Below are 18,172 nucleotides of genomic sequence, written 5' to 3' on the forward strand. Positions count from 1 at the left end.
TGTTTTGAACAGCCTTCAAGATGAGGGCATCTCATTGCCCCTCCTAAACCAGACCATATAGGTGCTTAGGCTGATTGACTGTTACCATCAATCACAGTTGCGTAGCGAATATTCATCGCTCCAACGATATCACGATGTTTCTCAAACCCACATTTACAATTGTATTTTCTGTCTTGTGCCTTGTTCTTTTCAGAACATTTTGGACAGGTTTGACTTGTATAAGCAGGGTTCACATATTCGATTTTAATACCAACTATTGTCGCTTTGTACTCGATGAATTGTGCTAAACGATAAAATGACCATGTATGTAGATTTTTTTCGTTTTTACGGCTTGTTCTTGCCGTCTGTCTAATATTCGTTAGTTGTTCCAATCGAATGACAGAAATATTATTATATATTGCAAAATCAATAATTTTACGACTTATTTTGTGATCTTCGTTTTTCATCCATCTTTGTTCTTTATCATTATATTGGCGAATAGCATTCAATTGCTTACATTCTCCTAACTGCTTGCGGACACTACGAAACTTACGTTTCATATATTTATTTCGTCTTCCGTTTCCGAAGAAACGAACTTTGTCACCGTCTGTTACTGCAACAGCGGGAACTTTTAGCCCTAAATCAACACCCATTATCTTTGTTCCTGTCTTTTCGGTTGTAGGAATTGTAACAGATATTTGGGCAATCCATTTGTGAGATTTTTTTGTGATGCGGAGTGTACCTAACTTGTGTTTTAACAAATTATAGTTACGATTATTCTTATCTACTAATAAAGCACGTATTTTCAAACGAGTTGATTTTCCATTCACCATAAATGGAATCGAGATGTGTGTGAAGTTAAATGAATAATTTTGGTTATTCCATACGCAAACGGTTTTCTTTAAAATCGGAACGATTTTGTATTTACTTTTTTTCACCTTTGTAGAAAACACACTTTTCGCATCTTTAATCGCTTGATTCTTAACCGCACTTGGTAGGTTAGCGAGAACATCTTTTGTACTTTTTTTAGTACTTTTCTTTAATTCAACCATTTCAGATACAAGTTCATTAATGACTCTGATATATTCGTAGCTACTTTGTTCCAATAAACAGATTTGTTCTTTTGTTGGAAGCAATTTAACTTGAACTGTTATGTTTTGCGACATAAGTTTCACCCCCTTGTTTTTTGATTTTCAACATAATGTTTTATTGTCTCACTTGATACATTTCCAGCAGTAGAAACAAAATAGGAACGTGTCCATAAACTTGGCAAGTGCATAAGGTGAGGAAATTCTTCCCTCAAACGCTTTGATGTCACCCCTTTAATTTTCGCCATTGTATCGGCGGGACTAAGTGTTGGCATTGTATTTAAAAACAAGTGAACGTGGTCTGTATCACATTCCATTGCGATAATAACAATATCCAGGCCGTTACATATTTCTTGAACCAACATTTTGAAACGTTCTTCTACTTTTGTGTTTAGAAAAATCTTTCTTCTGTATCTTGGACAAAACACAAAATGATAGTTAATGAATGATACGGTTGTTTTAGTTCTTCTATAGTCATTTATCATGGTTATACTGTATCATTTTGTTTATCTAACTGCAACAAAAAGGATAAAAAATAAAAGACACCAACACTTTGGATACTTAAAGTACCACAAACCTTTCGATTTTTAATGGTACTCCGTATCCAACCTCACTATCATCCCATGCCTAAAGGCGATGGGCTTTCTCGTTCGGAAATGGCTGTAAAAATTAAAATAAATAGAATATACCTAATTGGATATCTAAATAGTTAGATACCTCATAAACTTAAGAAAAAATAAGATGAATTTCAAAAAAAATCACCTGTAGAAAAAGAAAATTTTTACTGTCTTGAGGTGTTTCTTTTCACTAGATTGATGGGCATGTCCTGCTACCCCAATTATGTCGCAAGTGTTTTTTTATGATTTGATTGTTTTACAATACACCAGCGTCGTCTTCTATAGTTTGTTTTTTAAATTTTTGGGTCTTATTTTTAGATTTTTTGAAAGTTAGAGCCATACCAACAAAAATTAGAGTAATCCCTGATATTTGCATTAAAGTTGGTCGGAATCCTGTAAGCACCGTGTCCAATAAAATTGCTACAGCTGGATCTAAAAAAACTAATATCGAGATTAATTTTGTTGATAAATCACGTAAGCTATCAAAGAATAAGTAGTATACCAATCCTGTATGGATAAGGCCGGTTGCTATAATATACGTCCAATTACTTTGAGTCAGTCCATGGAATGCATCAAAATCTATAAAGGGTATTAGAAGAAAAATCCCTAAAAATGTTTGCAAAAAGGTCATTGCATAAGCACTCATGTTCTTAATACCTTTTCCAAATAAAGTTGTAAATGCATAAAACAGAGCTGCGAGAAGTCCCCAAACCATGCCAGAAGACATTATCGAGTCGAAAGAGAAGTTTTTGTTTATGCCAGCGATTAATAACGCTCCTACAAAGCAGATAATGATAGAGATAACAGATAATACTGTTAATTTTTCTTTAAAAACAATACTTCCAATGATAAGTACAATTATTGGAGCAAGGTGATAAACTGATATTGCAACTGTGACTGACATATTTTCAAATGCTTTAAATAAAAATACCCAATTAAATACAAGGAAAAATCCACATATCAAGACTTGAATAACTTCTTTTCGTTCCCATTTATCATGTTTGTACTGTCCAGTAATAAGCCAGCATAGACTTAAAAATATTGTAGCAAAAATGCATCGTACAAATACCAACTCAAATGAAGGTAAATTTGTTTGTACGGAAAAAAAGCCGACTGAACCGAAAATAACCATTGATATTATCATCTTCAAAGCCGGTAATGATTTTCTCTCAATAGAATTTTGTTGAATCAATTTAATCCCCCCGTTAAATATCTAATTTTTAGTAAGAAAAGCACCGACCTTCTATAAAGGACAGGTGCTTTTCATTTATTTACAAAAAACACTTAATTATAAATTCTTCCCAGCTGTCCAACCGCCATCTATGACAAAGTTGGAACCTGTAACAAAGCGAGCCTGATCAGAAATTAAATATTCAATACACGAAACAATATCCTGCGGTAGTCCCCACGTATCTAAGGATTGATTGCTTTTTATAAGGGATACCAAACGCTCATCACTAAAATATTCTTCTGTAAGCTCTGTTCTAATGACACCGGGAGAAATACTGTTCACTCGTATGTTTTGCTTACCAAACTCCATAGCCATCTGTTTAGTAAGTCCAATTAGAGCATGTTTTGATGCAACATAAGCCGCTCTTTCAGGTTCAGCCATTAATCCTGAAACAGATGCTATATTTACTATGCAACCTTTTGTTTTAGACTTGTACCAACGCTTAGCAGCTTCCCTTGAAAGAATAAAGGGTGCTACTAAATTAACATCTATTACTTTTTTAAATAGATCATCAGAAAGTTCTAATACAGGTGTTATTTCCCTGATACCAGCGGCGTTTATAAGTATGTCGGGACAAAGGGTATCTGTATCCAATTGTATAAAAAGATTATTAATCTCATTGCTGTTACTTAAATCTATTTGTACTAACTTAAAAGACGTATGTGTTTTTGTATAGTCTACTAATTTATTTGTATTAATATCAAGAGCTATTACATTGAATGATTTTTCTAAAAAATATTCAATACAAGCATTTCCTATACCACTGTTGGCGCCTGAAATCATAATAGTTTTATTTTTTATCATTTTGGCTCCTTATAAGAAAACGTTACTAATAAAATGTCACGTACGGCTTCTGTATTACACTCTGTTCCTAGTGGTGTTACAGCGTGGAATACCTTTTGTCCAAATACTAAAGTTTCTAGGGGATCCTCCAAACTTATAAACTTGTTAATTTCCCTAGGGCTGTTTGCAATTAGATTGTCTCCGCCAAGAGCTGTATTACTTAAATTCATGAGATGTAAAAAGACAATCGGCTCATCATCCTTATGTAGCCAAATTGGAGAGCTAAAAGAAGGGTTTTCTCTCGTTGCCTTATATCTTACTTGATGTAAACCTATAATTATATCCTTACTTGTATCAAGTATGTTTGTATTAAATGCAAATTCACTATCAAAGCGAACAATTTTCTCAATTAATGAATTATGTAAAAATTCATCTGTTATACTGTTGAAATTTCTAATTTTCCCACCATCGTCATAATTATATTCTTCAGATTGGAAATATCCATTGTCTGTATCTAGAACATAATCTGAAGAACCAGCGTATTTTATATATCTTGAATAGGCTCTAGCGCGACATTCACCATATGCGTCGTTTTGTAAGCTGTAGTAGTCTAACTGTGCTTTCGTTAGTAATGCCTGATCTTCTTGATCTTGTAAAAAAATATCATTAGAGATTTGAATGTATCCATTTGATTCGAATTCATGTACATTTTGTTCTACGTCAAAACTGCTTGTCTTATTAGAAACTGTTGTTAGCATAAGAGCACCTCAAACTTTCAAATTATATTTTCCCCACTGTATATTCAGAATGAAGCATGGGTTGAGGAGTAATATGTTTAATAACCTTAAATATAACTTGTTAAATTAATACACAACATTAACTATCCATTAACCATTTGGTTATTAATCACTCCTATTACAGTATAAACCATATTAGAGAATTTTTGCAAATTTTTTCGAATTGTATGAAATTTTATTTTAATTAGTTTTTTATTCTGACTCGCTAGGCTTTTTCTCTTTATTCCCCATTTTTGCTTGTCCCCTCCAAAATGTAAGATGTATCATTCAAATGAATTTTTTCAAATAACGTCGATTAATCCACCTGTATAAATATATGTATATAAAGACGAGAATTGATATTTTAAAAAGGTAAAATATTACCTTTTATTAGTAGAATGTTTTATCTCCATATTTTTATTATTGAAAAAACTAACTGTTAAATCAAATGCAAATATACATATCGTTATTTCTTAATTGTAATATATAAAGAACCACCACTTCTAAATGGAACGCTATGCATGACCACCGTCATCCTAGTCCAGCGCTAATCTATTAGCAAAACAGTGACCCCTCATTTCGAGTGCCTTCTCTTTTTATCTTCTTTTTTCAATAAAATTCTGCTAATTTAACGAATTCCTCGAAAGAATTCTCCTTCCTCAAGCGCGTGAAGGGCGTAGCCCAGCGGTAGGTGGGAGATGAATTTCGGTTTGGCGTAGCCAAAAGGCTTTGCTTTTTATTTTACCTCTGATATAATCAGTCTTATAAAGAAAAAAAGGTTGGTATATCAATGAAATTAGACAGCAATAATCATTCAGTGTTCTTGTTATATTATCATCTTGTGTTGGTCGTAAAATACAGAAGAAATGTGTTTGATGATGATATGTCAGATTATGCAAAAGACATGTTTGTCAGGTTATCCGAGAATTACAACATAACACTGGTAGAGTGGAATCATGATGTAGACCATGTTCATATTTTGTTCAAGGCACATCCGAATACAGAAATGACAAAATTCATCAATGCTTATAAGAGTGCAAGTTCTCGACTAATCAAGAGAGACTTTCCACAAGTGAAAAAGAAACTTTGGAAAGAGATGTTTTGGTCAAGAAGTTTTTGCTTACTAACTACTGGTGGTTCTCCAATAGATGTAGTAAAGAAATATATTGAAAACCAAGGTGAAAAGTGAGGTGAAATGATATGACAAAGCATAATAAAGCATATAAATTCCGTTTGTATCCAACAGAAGAACAAGCATATCTTATGCGTAAAACCTTCGGTTGTGTACGTTTCGTGTATAACAGAATGTTAGCTGAACGGAAAGAAGCGTACGAAAAATACAAAGATGATAAGCAACAACTAAAGAAACAAAAGCTTCCAACTCCTGCGAAATATAAAGCAGAATTTGAGTGGTTAAAAGAAGTTGATTCATTAGCTTTGGCAAATGCTCAACTAAACTTGCAAACTGCCTATAAGAATTTCTTTAGTGGTCAAAATGACTTCCCAACATTCAAAAGTAAAAAAGACAGAAAGTCTTATACAACGAATGTAGTAAACGGAAATATTATGTTGCTTAATGGTCATATCAAATTGCCAAAACTGAAAATGGTACGTATCAAACAGCATAGAGAGATACCACAAGATTATATGATCAAGTCATGTACGATTTCTATGACACCTACTGGTAAATACTATGTGTCCATCTTGACTGAATACGAAAAAGAGATTGTACAAAAAGAAGTAGAAACATTTGTTGGATTAGACTTTGCGATGGATGGATTATATGTTAGTTCTGAGGGTGAGAAAGCCAATTATCCTAAGTTCTATCGTAAAATGTTAGACCGATTAGCAAAGGCACAACGAGTATTAGCAAGACGCAATAAAGGTTCTGAGCGTTGGAATAAACAACGTATTCGTGTAGCTAAGTTACATGAGAGAGTAGCTAACCAACGTAAGAATTTCCTTCATCATGAGTCTAAAGAGTTGGCTACTAATTTTGATGTTGTAGCTATTGAAGACCTAAACATGAAAGGAATGTCGCAAGCACTTCATTTTGGAAAAAGTGTCGCTGACAATAGTTGGGGAATGTTCACTTCTTTTTTAGCTTATAAACTATACGAACAAGGAAAACAACTTATGAAAATAGACAAATGGTTTCCTTCCACAAAAACATGTAGCAGTTGTGGAAATGTAAAAAATATGTCATTGTCTGAACGAGTATATTCTTGTATATGCGGTGTAAATCTCGATAGAGATTATAACGCAGCTATCAATATCAAAAATGAAGCAATACGTCTATTAGTGTTAGCGTAAATAGCAATAAAATAACCTTTGGAACAAGGGAGTTAGCTCGGCTGTCTTAGGACGAATTCGTTAGCTATCAAAAGTAACGACTAACCGAGAAGCCCCCACTTCAAACAGTCCGTTAGGACGTTAAGTGGCGGGTAGTTCACTGTTCAGTTGTATGTAGTGTTGTCACCCTTAAATATATTTCCATTTAATGCCTTTAGTGATGTTCTCTACTGTTTTTGGGATACTCCAGATTTTCGGGATAAAACCGTTGATCCAAACGCTGTATCTCTTGCTTTATAATTTTTTCTAATAAACAACGCATCGTCTTCAGTAATCCTTGTAGCACCGTGTTTCTCACCTGTAGTAGCTAATCCATTCTTAAATGTATGAATCGTAGGAAGAAACGTTATTTAGAAAATATGCATATGATCAGGGAGTGAATCTCCATGCATATATCGCTTTAGAAATTGAAATGCGTGAAAAATTAAAAGTTCGTGGCCATAAAGAACGTACGATTCCAGGTGATGTACGTGAATGGTTTATCGAGGCAATTGATAAACTACCACAAGAAAAACTTCGTGTTATTGAGCTATCAAAGCAGTTTAATTTACTAGAGTTTATGCGTACCTTCGAACATTTAGTACGTGCTGGTGTAAAAATAACAGCTCCAGATCAGGTGCTAACCGCAATGGAAATAAAATAATAGCAACAAGCTCTCTATTTGTGAAAAAATCGAAAGTAGAGGGCTATTCATGTTTGTTTCATTAGCGATTCTTTTCTACTACTCTATTTGTAAAATGGAGTCTTTTTTTATGCACTTCTATACAAATCTCCTGCTCCCTATACATGAATCTCCACAATATACATGTGAATATTCTTCCTGTGTAGTAAAACATACTATTTTATATCTACAAAAAATTAGAAGAGAAAATATAAAAATAATGGATATGAGGACAAATATAATGAAATGTGAATAAAAATTCCCTACTACCCATGTGGTTACTAATCCTTTTACCTATACCTAATAAAAATCATCAAGAATAATGTGAGTTCTGTGTAAAAACTTAATAATGTTAACAAGTAGCCTCTTTATCTGAATAAATTGTGGGTAATTAGCCGATAAATGCTACTCCATTTACCAAAATAAAGAAAAAATCCATATTTACAGTCTTGATTGAACTACTCACCACTTAACATCCTAACGGACTGTTTGAAGTGGGAGATTCCTAAGTACGGAAACCTAGCGGTTTCTAATTGATTAGGCTATCCCCGTAGTCCCTACGGTTAAGAGACGAATCGCTTCGTTTCTAAGATTCAGTCCTGCGTTAATATCTCTATCGTGATGTGTGCCACAAGAAGGACAATCCCACTCACGAAGATTTAAATTTTTAACGTCTTTATTTTGGTAACCACAACTTGAACATAGCTGACTAGAAGCAAATGTTTTTGAGACAACTACAACTTGCTTCCTGTGCCATTTTGCTTTGTATTCCAACATATTTCGAAATTGTGACCAAGAAACTTCACTGATTGCTTTGGCAAGTTTACCGTTTTTTAGCATATTGCTTACTTGTAGATCCTCAATACCAATCACATCGTGGCTTTTGATGATTTTGGTAGAGATTTTATCCAAGTAATCTTTTCTTGCATTACTAATATGTTCATGGACTCGTGCCACTTTCATACGTTGTTTATTCCAGTTCGAAGAACCTTTTGTTCTTCTGGAAAGAATGCGTTGTGCTTCCGCTAACTTTTTTTCTAATGTACGAAAGAATTTAGGGTTTTTGTATGTAGTTCCATTTGAAAGAATAGCAAAATCCTTTAATCCCACATCAATCCCAACGGAAGAGCCTGTTTTCGATAATTCTTGTATGTCTGTCTCAACTAACAAAGATACAAAGTATTTGCCACTTGAATTCCGTCTAACGGTAGCATTTAGAATACGTCCTGTTACCTCACGGCTCTTTGCACACTTCACAAGTCCGACTTTAGGTAGTTTGATTCTATTATCTATTACAGCAATATTTCCATTTGTTTGTTTTGTTGTGTAAGATTGGATTTTATTCTGTTTTGACTTAAATCGTGGAAGATCATTCTGTTTCTTAAAAAAGCGTGAAAAAGCATCTGCTAGATTTTTCAATGTGGATTGAAGCGCAATACTATCTACTTCTTTTAACCATATCGTGTCATTCTGTTTTTTTAATTGAGTGAGCTCGGCAGAGCAAGAATTATATGTTAATCCTTTCCCTGTTTCTTTGTAAGTATTATTCCACATAGTAAGGAAGCGATTGAACACAAATCGACTACATCCAATCGTTTTCGCAATCAAGATTTCTTGTCTTTTATTCGGGTAGATACGAAATTTATATGCTCTATTTATTAACATTGATTGCACCTCTCTTTCTAGCATTCTTCTTAATAGTATACAAAAAAAGTAGGCTTACGCCTACCGACATTCATCTCCCACCTAAAATTGGTGTTTCACACCTTCGCATTTTTGAGGAAGGAGTCTTCTGTCGGAAAATGATAAAAGTTTTATCTTTATTTCTTTCTAATATATAAGATCTATATTTATAATAGATTTTAATATATGAAGTATTACTAAAACTTGCATATGGAATTGCTAGCCTTCATCTTTGAGAATTCTTTCTACCAATATCATTCTCATTCAATATACATATAAGATTCAATGAATCTGAAAGAAGTTCTTTATCATTTCCTCTTAATTTTTCTTCATCACAACACTCATATTTTATATAGAACGCTTCCAAAAAATTAAGACTATACATATTTTTGATAAATGCACTTATTCTAATTATCCAGAATACTCATTATACTTGAAATAAATTAATTGAAGATAGGAGGATTTAATTATGAAAAGGAACAAATTATTTTCAGTATTACTTTCTATCGTTTTAATGTTTGGTTTTGTTTTTACAGCATTTTCATTTCCAACGGGCGCTAGTGCTTGAGTAATGGACGAAAATAGCCGTACTACAATAACCCACCAGAAAAGTAGTGATTATATACCATTTAGTGTTACTGCAGGATACGGTCACCTTAAAGTATATATCAAAAATCGAGGTTAATCTAATTCATATGTTTCTCTTAAACATAAGGCTAGTGGAAAAGTAATAAAGAAGGTTTCCCGCAAGGCTTTAAGGCTGCTTTTGAACTATCATTTAGTAGTGGCGGTAAACCTGCATACCTTGACTGGGCTTACAAATCATCAGATATTATTTGGAATTAGATGAAGAAGACGGATTTTCCGTCCTCTTTCTTTGTATCTTTTTAAAAAAGGATATATTCTCATTTTCTCAATTTTTATTAAATCTATTTAAACTTTTCATTTAAATAGATTTAATAAATTTCCCTCCAAAAAAAGAGGCCAACTACCTTTTAAAGTAGTTGGTCCTCATTTACAAGTGTCATAATTAGCATTTACTTGCTATGACTTATAACACTTCACACAATTATATTTTAAAATGCTCACTTATACCTTAAACCCTCCAATCAACTCTTGAAGTTCTTCTGCCATTTGTGCCAATTGAGTTGCTGAAGAATTTATCTCTTCCATGGAAGCATGTTGTTCTTCGGATGAACCAGCTATAGTTTGCATACTTGTGGTGTTCTCTTTTACAGCTACTGCTATTTGATTAATAGATGTATCGACTTGCATTGCATCAGATGTCATCTTATTTGATAGGTCCACCATACCATGTATTTTGGAAACGATATCATTCGCTGAATTTGAAATCTCATAAAAACTTTGTTTTGTATCATTCGCTACCTTAATTCCCGACTGTACTTCTATTCCTACTTCATTCATAGCTTTAACAGTCTCATGTACATCTAATTGTATTTCCTTAATTAATTTTCCAATTTCCATCGAAGATTGTCCTGATTGTTCCGCTAATTTCCCAACTTCATCCGCAACAATTGCAAATCCACGTCCCTGTTCTCCTGCCCTAGCCGCCTCAATCGCCGCATTTAGTGCTAGTAGATTTGTTTGTTCAGCAATATTTTGAATCGCTTCTAATATAGTGCCTATTTGCTGCGATTTCTTATCTAATAATTTAATTACATTATCGGATTGGGAAACAGAATTATGTATAGACTGCATTTGTGTTACAGTTTGTTCTACTAATTGTTCCCCCTCATTTGCTTTTTGTTTTGTGTATAAAGATGAGGTCGATACTTCAGAAGCATTATCAGCTACACATTGAATATTTCGTGTTACCTCACCTATTAATTTAGCTCCAGACTCAACTTCATTGTTTTGAACTTCTGCACTATGTGCGATTTCTTCCATTTCTTTTGTAATTTGTTCTGTTGCAACACTTGCTTGCTCTACACTAGCAGTTAGTTCCTCAGAAGAAGCTGCTACATGTCCTGCAGATGTGTTAATTTGTGAAATAATATTGCGTAAAGACTCTGCCATTGCATTGAAACTATCACCCAATTGACCAAGTTCATCCTTTGAATGAATATCAATTTTCTCCGTTAAATCTCCTCGACTAATTCTTTGAGCTGAAATAACTAATTGTCTTAGTGGATTAATAATAGATCTAAGAACGAAGAAAATTATAATTCCACCTAATAATAATGAAGCTCCTATTATAGCAAATGTTTTATAAAAAATAGGATTGGTAGCTTCTTCAATTTCTTTCGTAGGCATTACACCAGCTATTTTCCAGCCTGTTTTTTTATTTGTCTTAAAGCTTATGTTTCGATCCTCACCATTGAGGCTATACGTAATCTCTCCATCTTCTTTCTTATAAAGTTCATCTGCTAAAGATTTATCTAATTTTTCACCAGGTTTTAATGTTGGATGAACAACTATAGTTTTATCTTGCCCCACTATAGATACAAAACCTTGCTTTCCTATTTTTATCATTTTAGATATTTTTACGATATCATCAATATTCAAGTCCATACCAATGACACCACTTTTATCTTCATTTTGTTTGGCAACTGCTATTACCATATTTCCAGTAGCCTTTGATTTATACGGAGATGAAACAATAATTTCACCATTTGCTTTTACAGCATCCTTATACCAACTACTTTCTAACGGATTAAACCCTTCTGGCACTTTTCCAACTGGGGCATGAATAAATTGATTGTTACTGGATGCGGTATAAATTGTTTCTATCTCTGGATGTAACTGTATATATTGTTCAAATTTACTCTGTACATTTTGTAATTGATCAAGATTATAATTGCCTTGTGTGAGTAATTTTGCAAAATAAGTTACATCTGTATATTTATTTTCTAATTCATCATCAACAATCTTATTTAAAATACTTACATTATCTTTTGCAGTTTGTAAAATTGTTTCATTAAGATCTGTTTTCGCCTCATCATAAGATGTTATTCCTACGATAAGACTAGGTATAATTAATATTGTAATAAATGCCATAGACAACTTCGTTTTGAGATTTATTTGTCCCAATCTTTTTTTTATATTAAACACTATCTACTTCTCCTTTCGTTTTTGCAGCTCTTGTTATTTTTTTAACGTTTGCTCCTTTATCTTTTTCTACAATTATTTATGGTATCGTTTGAAATGAAATTACTACTATATTCTTTTACATGCATCTTCATAGATAGCAATTTAACTTTCACAAGCGGAGCTTTATTTATCCCCCCTTTCAAGTATGTTATTTTTCTATTTTAAGCAAATATAAAAATAAGAATTATTCCAAATAAACCGTTTAAAATATATACTTCACTCTATTAAAATGGTTTTTAGTTTTGATTGGATAAAAGGTTTAATTTAGGCCTAATTAAATTGTATGAAATCCTTACCATAAGAAATTCTCTAAAACTTAACTAAGTGAATATATCCCCTGGATAATTCTACTTAATGGCTTTTTAAACCACTCTAACTGCTTCACTTCATTCATACATCTATTTACTACAGCCGCTTTTTGTTTTATTGGATTACTGAACCATAAATTCTAAATAGAAGAATATAATAAATTGGAGGACTATATTGTAACATGTATACATACGTTTTAAATATTAAAATCAAAAAATATATAAATTTTTCATTATACGTACCTTCATATATTACAAATTATTTAGTATGAATTTTAATTTGCTACCATCTATATAGAAAAATACTAGCATTAGAATATATAACCGCAGAAACCAATATGTATTTTGGAGAATGAAACAATGTGACACATTTTTTATATTGAATTGTTTCATGAAAATTGATAGGAGGAATTATAATGAAACTAGGTAAAGTCGTATTAATTGGAAGCCTATTATTAGGCGGTTTTACTAGCATCGAAATGATTACACCAACAAAACAAGTTGAAGCTGCATATTCTGATCCTTTTAATGATGATTGGGGATTTAAAGTTGATATCATGGGAAATCGTTGATATCACTCACTTTCCGTTACATATCATTCCATATATTTATGCATGATTTTATGCACGCCCTATTTTAGCGAGTTTTCAGCACCTCATCACCGCTATTTCCTGCATAAACTTCACATTGTTAACTATCTCTATTTTCGTTCGTTATGTTCGTTTGTTTTGTTATCTTTCCTTAACAACAAATAAGACGCCACCCAGATCACGGTAGCGCCTACGATAATTGCTATTGGTTTAATCATTAACAAGTATATCTGGACCCTTCTTCAACATATACGCGAAACCTGAAATAAATACTACACTATATATAATAATGGAAGACCACATATTAAAATGAAATTCTTTACCTACAACTAAATAATAGATGTTATGGACCAAGAAATTAGCACCTATGATAATTCCGCCTAACATTGCACTAATCACAAGACTGATTAAATAAAATTTGAGCTTCTGAAACATTTCCTCTCCACCCCTTTTCTAAAATCAACTTTATTTAGGTTATTTTAGGAGAGAAGATTATCTATTCAAATGTCCATTTTATACAATAAAAAAGAGCATCCACGTCAGTAGATGCTAAAATGTGTGATAAGGAGTTTCTGATGAGTATTGAAATAGGATACAAGCGAGTGAACTTGTCTTACACTTCAATATATGCTTGTCCTTATCATAATGTGCAATAAAAAAAGCACCTCGCCCAGGCGCCAAGAGATACATATACATTGAGGTAACTAACAAGCTAGAAGAGACCCTTCCATATTATTGTATGATTATCGATTATCTTTATACCTAGAACACTCTTTAAATATGTTTAATGTGTAATTTCTATATAACAAAGAAAAAAGCACCCGTTTTGGATGCTTAATGTATACTAATATTAATATTGAATAGCTTTATTGATAAACTTTCTAGAACAATAAATATACTAGCTGAAACGGATCTATATCCGATATTCTTTCCTGTAACATTAATAGTAATCTCCGCTAAATGGGTTTTCATATCATCTTTTTCAAAAATTTTATCTTCAACCTTTTCAATTATTGCTTCACTATCCACTTCTTTAAAAGTTTTCAGCAATCTCGTTTCTAATAAAGTAAAATCAAAACTTTCATCCTTAACCACATCAAATTTAATCTTCATTTTTCTTTCCCCATTTTTAACAAGTTAACATCTATTTATTAATATAATTATATATGTTTGTATTAAATAATTCAAAAAAATGTTTTATAAAACTATCAGCCATAGTTAACATCTCCAATAGAGAGAAATGAAAAAAACAAATGGTAAAGTTCCTTCTTTCAAGGTCAAGATTACTCTCAACCTTCTCCAAATCACCGCATCAATAGTATGGCTGCACGCCCTGTGTCGGTGACTGGGAGAAGAGCAAGAATCTTCTCGCTTTAATATCTGTAGATGTTTAATATTTTTATTCCGAGGATTACAAAAAGAATAAGATGAAGATAGTGGTTTCTTTAAAGTATTTGCACACCGTAAATCTGAATGAAACAGCTTAACTACTCTTTGAATATGAAATTTAATAAAAGCTTCCATTGGAAAATAGTTGGTTGATAACTATCACACTTAGAAAAAATAAAAATAAACAATCATTAACTTAGAAGTTCAAATCAATTCACCAAACCTACTGTAACAATTATAGTTACAACCAGAATTGATGTCAATTACAAACAACTCCCCTTTTAATGGATGAGAGATGCGATGCTTTATCTCTTTGATCGAAGAATTTTAAATGAGCTTGGATAAGGCGAAGGTAATTCTAATATTGCATCCCCTACAAAAGAATGTTACTCTAAAAATAGAATTATGAAAGGACTGATGGATGAGTAATGATTAACTAATTTATATTTTAAGTTGAATTTAATAACTTCAAACTACAAAATATAGGGTTAGTCTATCCATTTTTTATAATTCATTTCATACTTTATTTGTCATGATTCAAATGATTAATAAGTATTTATTAAGTATAAGCGAAAGACTAATCCTTCCAATTACAAATTGGGGGGTTTTTTGATTCCCTTATATATGAATTAAAATTTATTAATCCTTAAATTCACCTAACAAATAAAGGAGCGAGAAAAATGACTAATTCAGAAACTATTGTTACACATGTAATGCTCTATATAAGTCGTTAATATCCATCAAACTTATATAGAGGAATAAAAAATTGATGGATATTCCGACTTTATATGAAACATTTCGATATATAAAGGAGGAATTATAATGTCAATGATAAAAGTCCAAGACTTAACTTTTTCATACCCAGGTAGCTTTGATAATATTTTTGAAGGTGTAAACTTTCAAATAGATACAGATTGGAAACTAGGATTTATTGGTAGAAACGGACGAGGTAAAACGACATTCTTTGATTTATTATTAGGGAACTATGAGTACAATGGGAAGATCCTTGCTTCGGTAGAATTTAATTATTTCCCCTATCCCGTTTCGGATAAGAACAAGTTTACTCATGAAATCATTGAGGAAATTTGTCCTCAAGCGGAAGATTGGGAATTTCTGCGTGAAATATCCTATTTAAATGTTGATGCCGAGGTCATGTACAGACCCTTTAAAACATTATCAAATGGCGAACAAACAAAGGTGTTACTTGCTGCGCTGTTTTTGAATGAGGGTCAATTTCTATTAATTGATGAGCCAACAAATCATCTAGACACTGATGCACGAAAGATTGTCTCTGATTATCTAAGGAAGAAAAAAGGGTTTATTTTAATTTCACATGACAGAATCTTTTTAGATGGATGCGTTGACCATATCTTATCTATAAATAGAGCAAATATTGAAGTTCAAAGTGGAAACTATTCTTCTTGGAAGTTAAATTTTGATAGACAGCAAGAACACGAAGAGGCTACAAATGAACGTTTGCAAAAAGACATAGGAAGATTAAAACAGTCTTCCAAACGTTCAGCAGGTTGGTCTCATGATGTGGAAGCTTCAAAAAATGGAACGAGGAATTCAGGCTCTAAATTGGATAAGGGGTTTATAGGGCATAAAGCAGCCAAGATGATGAAAAGAGCAAAAAACCTTGAATCAAGGCAACAAAAAGCTATTGAAGAAAAGTCAAAATTACTAAAAAATGTGGAGAAAACTGAGTCATTAAAATTAGAAGCATTGAAGTTTAAGTCAAATGAATTGGTTACTTTGACTGACGTGTCTGTTAAGTACGATGACCAAGTCGTGAATGAGCCGATTAGCTTCATAGTTGAACAAGGTGACCGAATTGTACTTGATGGAAAGAATGGGAGCGGGAAAAGTAGTATCCTAAAACTAATTCTAGGACATCAGATACAGCATACAGGCTCAGTTACTTTAGGTACAGGACTCAACATTTCCTATGTCCAACAAGATACTTCTCATTTGAAGGGATCGCTATCAGACTTTATTGAAGAACACAAGATTGATGAGACGTTATTTAAATCCATCCTACGTAAGATGGATTTTGACAGAATTCAATTTGAGAAAGATATATCTCATTATTCTGGTGGACAAAAGAAAAAACTGCTTATCGCTAAAAGTTTATGTAAAAAAGCTCATTTATATATATGGGATGAACCATTAAATTTTATAGATATTTATTCGCGTATGCAGATTGAAGAGCTTATTCAACAATTTAATCCCACAATGGTTATTGTTGAGCATGATAAGGCATTTCAACAAACCGTTGCAACGAAAACTATATCGATGTAGATCAAATCAAATAATTAAAGATATAATTAATAAATCAAGTCATTAATCTATAAAGCACTTTAATAAAGTGATGAAAAAAGCCTAATTTCTCTACAAAGAATTGAGAAATTAGGCTTTTTAATAGAAAAATTAAGATTCATATTAACGGAATGTACTCATGAATTGGAACACGAATAAAAGCATCAGTTTTTTCTACTATGAATGAAAATACTTAATCTCTTTCAATCAAAGAAGCCTAAAAAATATAATATCGGAAATTCAACTTGAATCTTCCTAATCTGTGTACATAAACAATAGATAGATTACATATTAGGTGGACTTGTTAATGCGGTAATAATCCTGTTCACTAAGTCTTCTGGCATCCATTCATGAGTTGTATCATTCGTTTCATTTGGCCCTAACGAGTCAATAAATTTTTTAAACTTTGGAAATAAAACAATGGAAGTGATCCAATGTATCGTATGATTGATGGAGAAGAAATGAAAAACTCCTTGTTGTTCACCCTCCTGTAATATTTCTTTTAACTGTTCAAAATTACCTATGAAATACGGTTTAATCTTTTCTAATCGTGCACTTTCCTTAATAATCTCCTCATATGCCAATGATCCCATTTCAGGGTTTTCTTTTATATGTGTAGTAAAAACAGTTAAATATTCTCTAAGGGCATTGATAGGATTAAATTGATTCTTCTCAAGAAAATTGGGTAGCTCATTAGCAAGACCATATTTCTTAAATACCTCATAATACAAGTTTTCTTTCCCATTAAAATAGTAAGAAGCCATAGCAACATTCACTTTCGCTTCTTTTGCAATTTCTTGAATGCTCGTACCTTCATATCCACGCTCTCCAAATTTTTTCTTAGCAGCCTTTAAAATATTTTCCATCGTCTGCTCTCGAGATTTTCCCATTCCACACACCTCAAATAATATATAGTTCATTTCAAAAATCCAATAAGGACCTTGAATAGAGTATCTTTTTAATGAAATTTAATTATATATTTAAAGTGGTAACTTAACAACCAATGATGTCTTGATTACTTTGGACAATTCATTACTTAACTCTCACCTAAAAAACAGAACTTTCAATCATACCTCTCTCCTACTTCCTCACAACAAGAATCAATTCAGAAAAAATACGAAAGGCATACAACATTCCTAAATTAATATGCACCTGTATAGAATGAATATCTCTCAAATGCTTCATTCTCTTTTCTAATTGAGTGAAAGAATGGGTGAAAAGTATCTATTTTTATCTTAATTTCGTGTGCGAACGAAAAAATAAGAAGGACCAGAGCTTATCTATT

General features: G+C 32.4%; 14 protein-coding genes and 1 pseudogene. 5 read left to right on the forward strand and 10 right to left on the reverse strand.

The window, feature by feature from the left end; genetic code table 11:
• Window positions 1–65: 65 nt before the first annotated feature.
• The 5 genes from MKX66_RS28710 to MKX66_RS28730 form a co-directional block, all read right to left on the reverse strand.
• Window positions 66–1,145, reverse strand: coding sequence for an RNA-guided endonuclease InsQ/TnpB family protein (locus MKX66_RS28710; protein WP_326996633.1), 1,080 nt, complete (start codon window positions 1,143–1,145; stop codon window positions 66–68).
• Between the two features lie 5 nt (window positions 1,146–1,150).
• A complete protein-coding gene (gene tnpA / locus MKX66_RS28715; RefSeq protein WP_033733370.1) occupies window positions 1,151–1,552 on the reverse strand; it encodes an IS200/IS605 family transposase in 402 nt (133 codons plus the stop codon).
• A gap of 388 nt (window positions 1,553–1,940) precedes the next feature.
• Complete coding sequence (locus MKX66_RS28720; protein ID WP_412097835.1) at window positions 1,941–2,828, reverse strand: DMT family transporter; 888 nt, start codon at window positions 2,826–2,828, stop codon at window positions 1,941–1,943.
• Window positions 2,829–2,972: 144 nt separating this feature from the next.
• Complete coding sequence (locus tag MKX66_RS28725) at window positions 2,973–3,719, reverse strand: SDR family NAD(P)-dependent oxidoreductase (RefSeq protein WP_002144105.1); 747 nt, start codon at window positions 3,717–3,719, stop codon at window positions 2,973–2,975.
• Complete coding sequence (locus tag MKX66_RS28730; RefSeq protein WP_002065477.1) at window positions 3,716–4,456, reverse strand: 2OG-Fe dioxygenase family protein; 741 nt, start codon at window positions 4,454–4,456, stop codon at window positions 3,716–3,718. Before MKX66_RS28730 ends, MKX66_RS28725 begins: the two co-directional genes overlap by 4 nt.
• Window positions 4,457–5,264: 808 nt before the next feature.
• Between MKX66_RS28730 and tnpA (MKX66_RS28735) the strand changes: the two genes are divergently transcribed.
• The 3 genes and pseudogenes from tnpA (MKX66_RS28735) to MKX66_RS28745 all read left to right on the forward strand — a co-directional run.
• Complete coding sequence (tnpA, locus tag MKX66_RS28735) at window positions 5,265–5,663, forward strand: IS200/IS605 family transposase (protein ID WP_002169923.1); 399 nt, start codon at window positions 5,265–5,267, stop codon at window positions 5,661–5,663.
• Between the two features lie 11 nt (window positions 5,664–5,674).
• Complete coding sequence (locus MKX66_RS28740; protein ID WP_341087899.1) at window positions 5,675–6,787, forward strand: transposase; 1,113 nt, start codon at window positions 5,675–5,677, stop codon at window positions 6,785–6,787.
• Window positions 6,788–7,163: 376 nt separating this feature from the next.
• A pseudogene (locus MKX66_RS28745) lies at window positions 7,164–7,469 on the forward strand (hypothetical protein); the annotation flags it as partial.
• Between the two features lie 555 nt (window positions 7,470–8,024).
• Here MKX66_RS28745 and tnpB read toward each other — a convergent pair.
• Together tnpB and MKX66_RS28755 are read right to left on the reverse strand one after the other, a co-directional pair.
• The gene (gene tnpB, locus MKX66_RS28750) at window positions 8,025–9,152 is read right to left on the reverse strand and encodes an IS200/IS605 family element RNA-guided endonuclease TnpB (RefSeq protein WP_341087902.1); all 1,128 of its coding nucleotides are present in this window, start codon (window positions 9,150–9,152) and stop codon (window positions 8,025–8,027) included.
• Window positions 9,153–10,259: 1,107 nt separating this feature from the next.
• Window positions 10,260–12,242 carry a methyl-accepting chemotaxis protein gene (locus MKX66_RS28755; RefSeq protein WP_341087904.1) on the reverse strand — a complete coding sequence of 661 codons (1,983 nt, stop codon included), beginning with the start codon at window positions 12,240–12,242 and terminating at the stop codon, window positions 10,260–10,262.
• Between the two features lie 763 nt (window positions 12,243–13,005).
• On the opposite strand from MKX66_RS28755, the gene MKX66_RS28760 reads away from it, so the two are divergent.
• The gene (locus tag MKX66_RS28760) at window positions 13,006–13,161 is read left to right on the forward strand and encodes a hypothetical protein (RefSeq protein WP_412097860.1); all 156 of its coding nucleotides are present in this window, start codon (window positions 13,006–13,008) and stop codon (window positions 13,159–13,161) included.
• A 228-nt stretch (window positions 13,162–13,389) separates the two neighbouring features.
• On the opposite strand, the gene MKX66_RS28765 is transcribed toward MKX66_RS28760, so the two are convergent.
• Both MKX66_RS28765 and MKX66_RS28770 read right to left on the reverse strand, forming a co-directional pair.
• Window positions 13,390–13,614: a hypothetical protein gene (locus MKX66_RS28765; protein ID WP_326997868.1), complete on the reverse strand. Its 225-nt coding sequence runs from the start codon at window positions 13,612–13,614 to the stop codon at window positions 13,390–13,392.
• 399 nt (window positions 13,615–14,013) lie between these two features.
• Complete coding sequence (locus MKX66_RS28770; RefSeq protein WP_137077120.1) at window positions 14,014–14,292, reverse strand: hypothetical protein; 279 nt, start codon at window positions 14,290–14,292, stop codon at window positions 14,014–14,016.
• Window positions 14,293–15,390: 1,098 nt separating this feature from the next.
• Between MKX66_RS28770 and MKX66_RS28775 the strand changes: the two genes are divergently transcribed.
• Window positions 15,391–16,869, forward strand: coding sequence for an Lsa family ABC-F type ribosomal protection protein (locus MKX66_RS28775; protein WP_341087911.1), 1,479 nt, complete (start codon window positions 15,391–15,393; stop codon window positions 16,867–16,869).
• A gap of 302 nt (window positions 16,870–17,171) precedes the next feature.
• Here the strand turns inward: MKX66_RS28775 and hlyIIR are convergent, their stop codons facing one another.
• Window positions 17,172–17,777 carry a hemolysin II regulator HlyIIR gene (gene hlyIIR / locus MKX66_RS28780; RefSeq protein ID WP_326997870.1) on the reverse strand — a complete coding sequence of 202 codons (606 nt, stop codon included), beginning with the start codon at window positions 17,775–17,777 and terminating at the stop codon, window positions 17,172–17,174.
• Window positions 17,778–18,172 lie beyond the last annotated feature (395 nt).

Origin of the sequence: Bacillus sp. FSL R9-9530 (assembly GCF_038008145.1) — a bacterium.
In the GTDB taxonomy this organism is placed as follows: domain Bacteria; phylum Bacillota; class Bacilli; order Bacillales; family Bacillaceae_G; genus Bacillus_A; species Bacillus_A mycoides.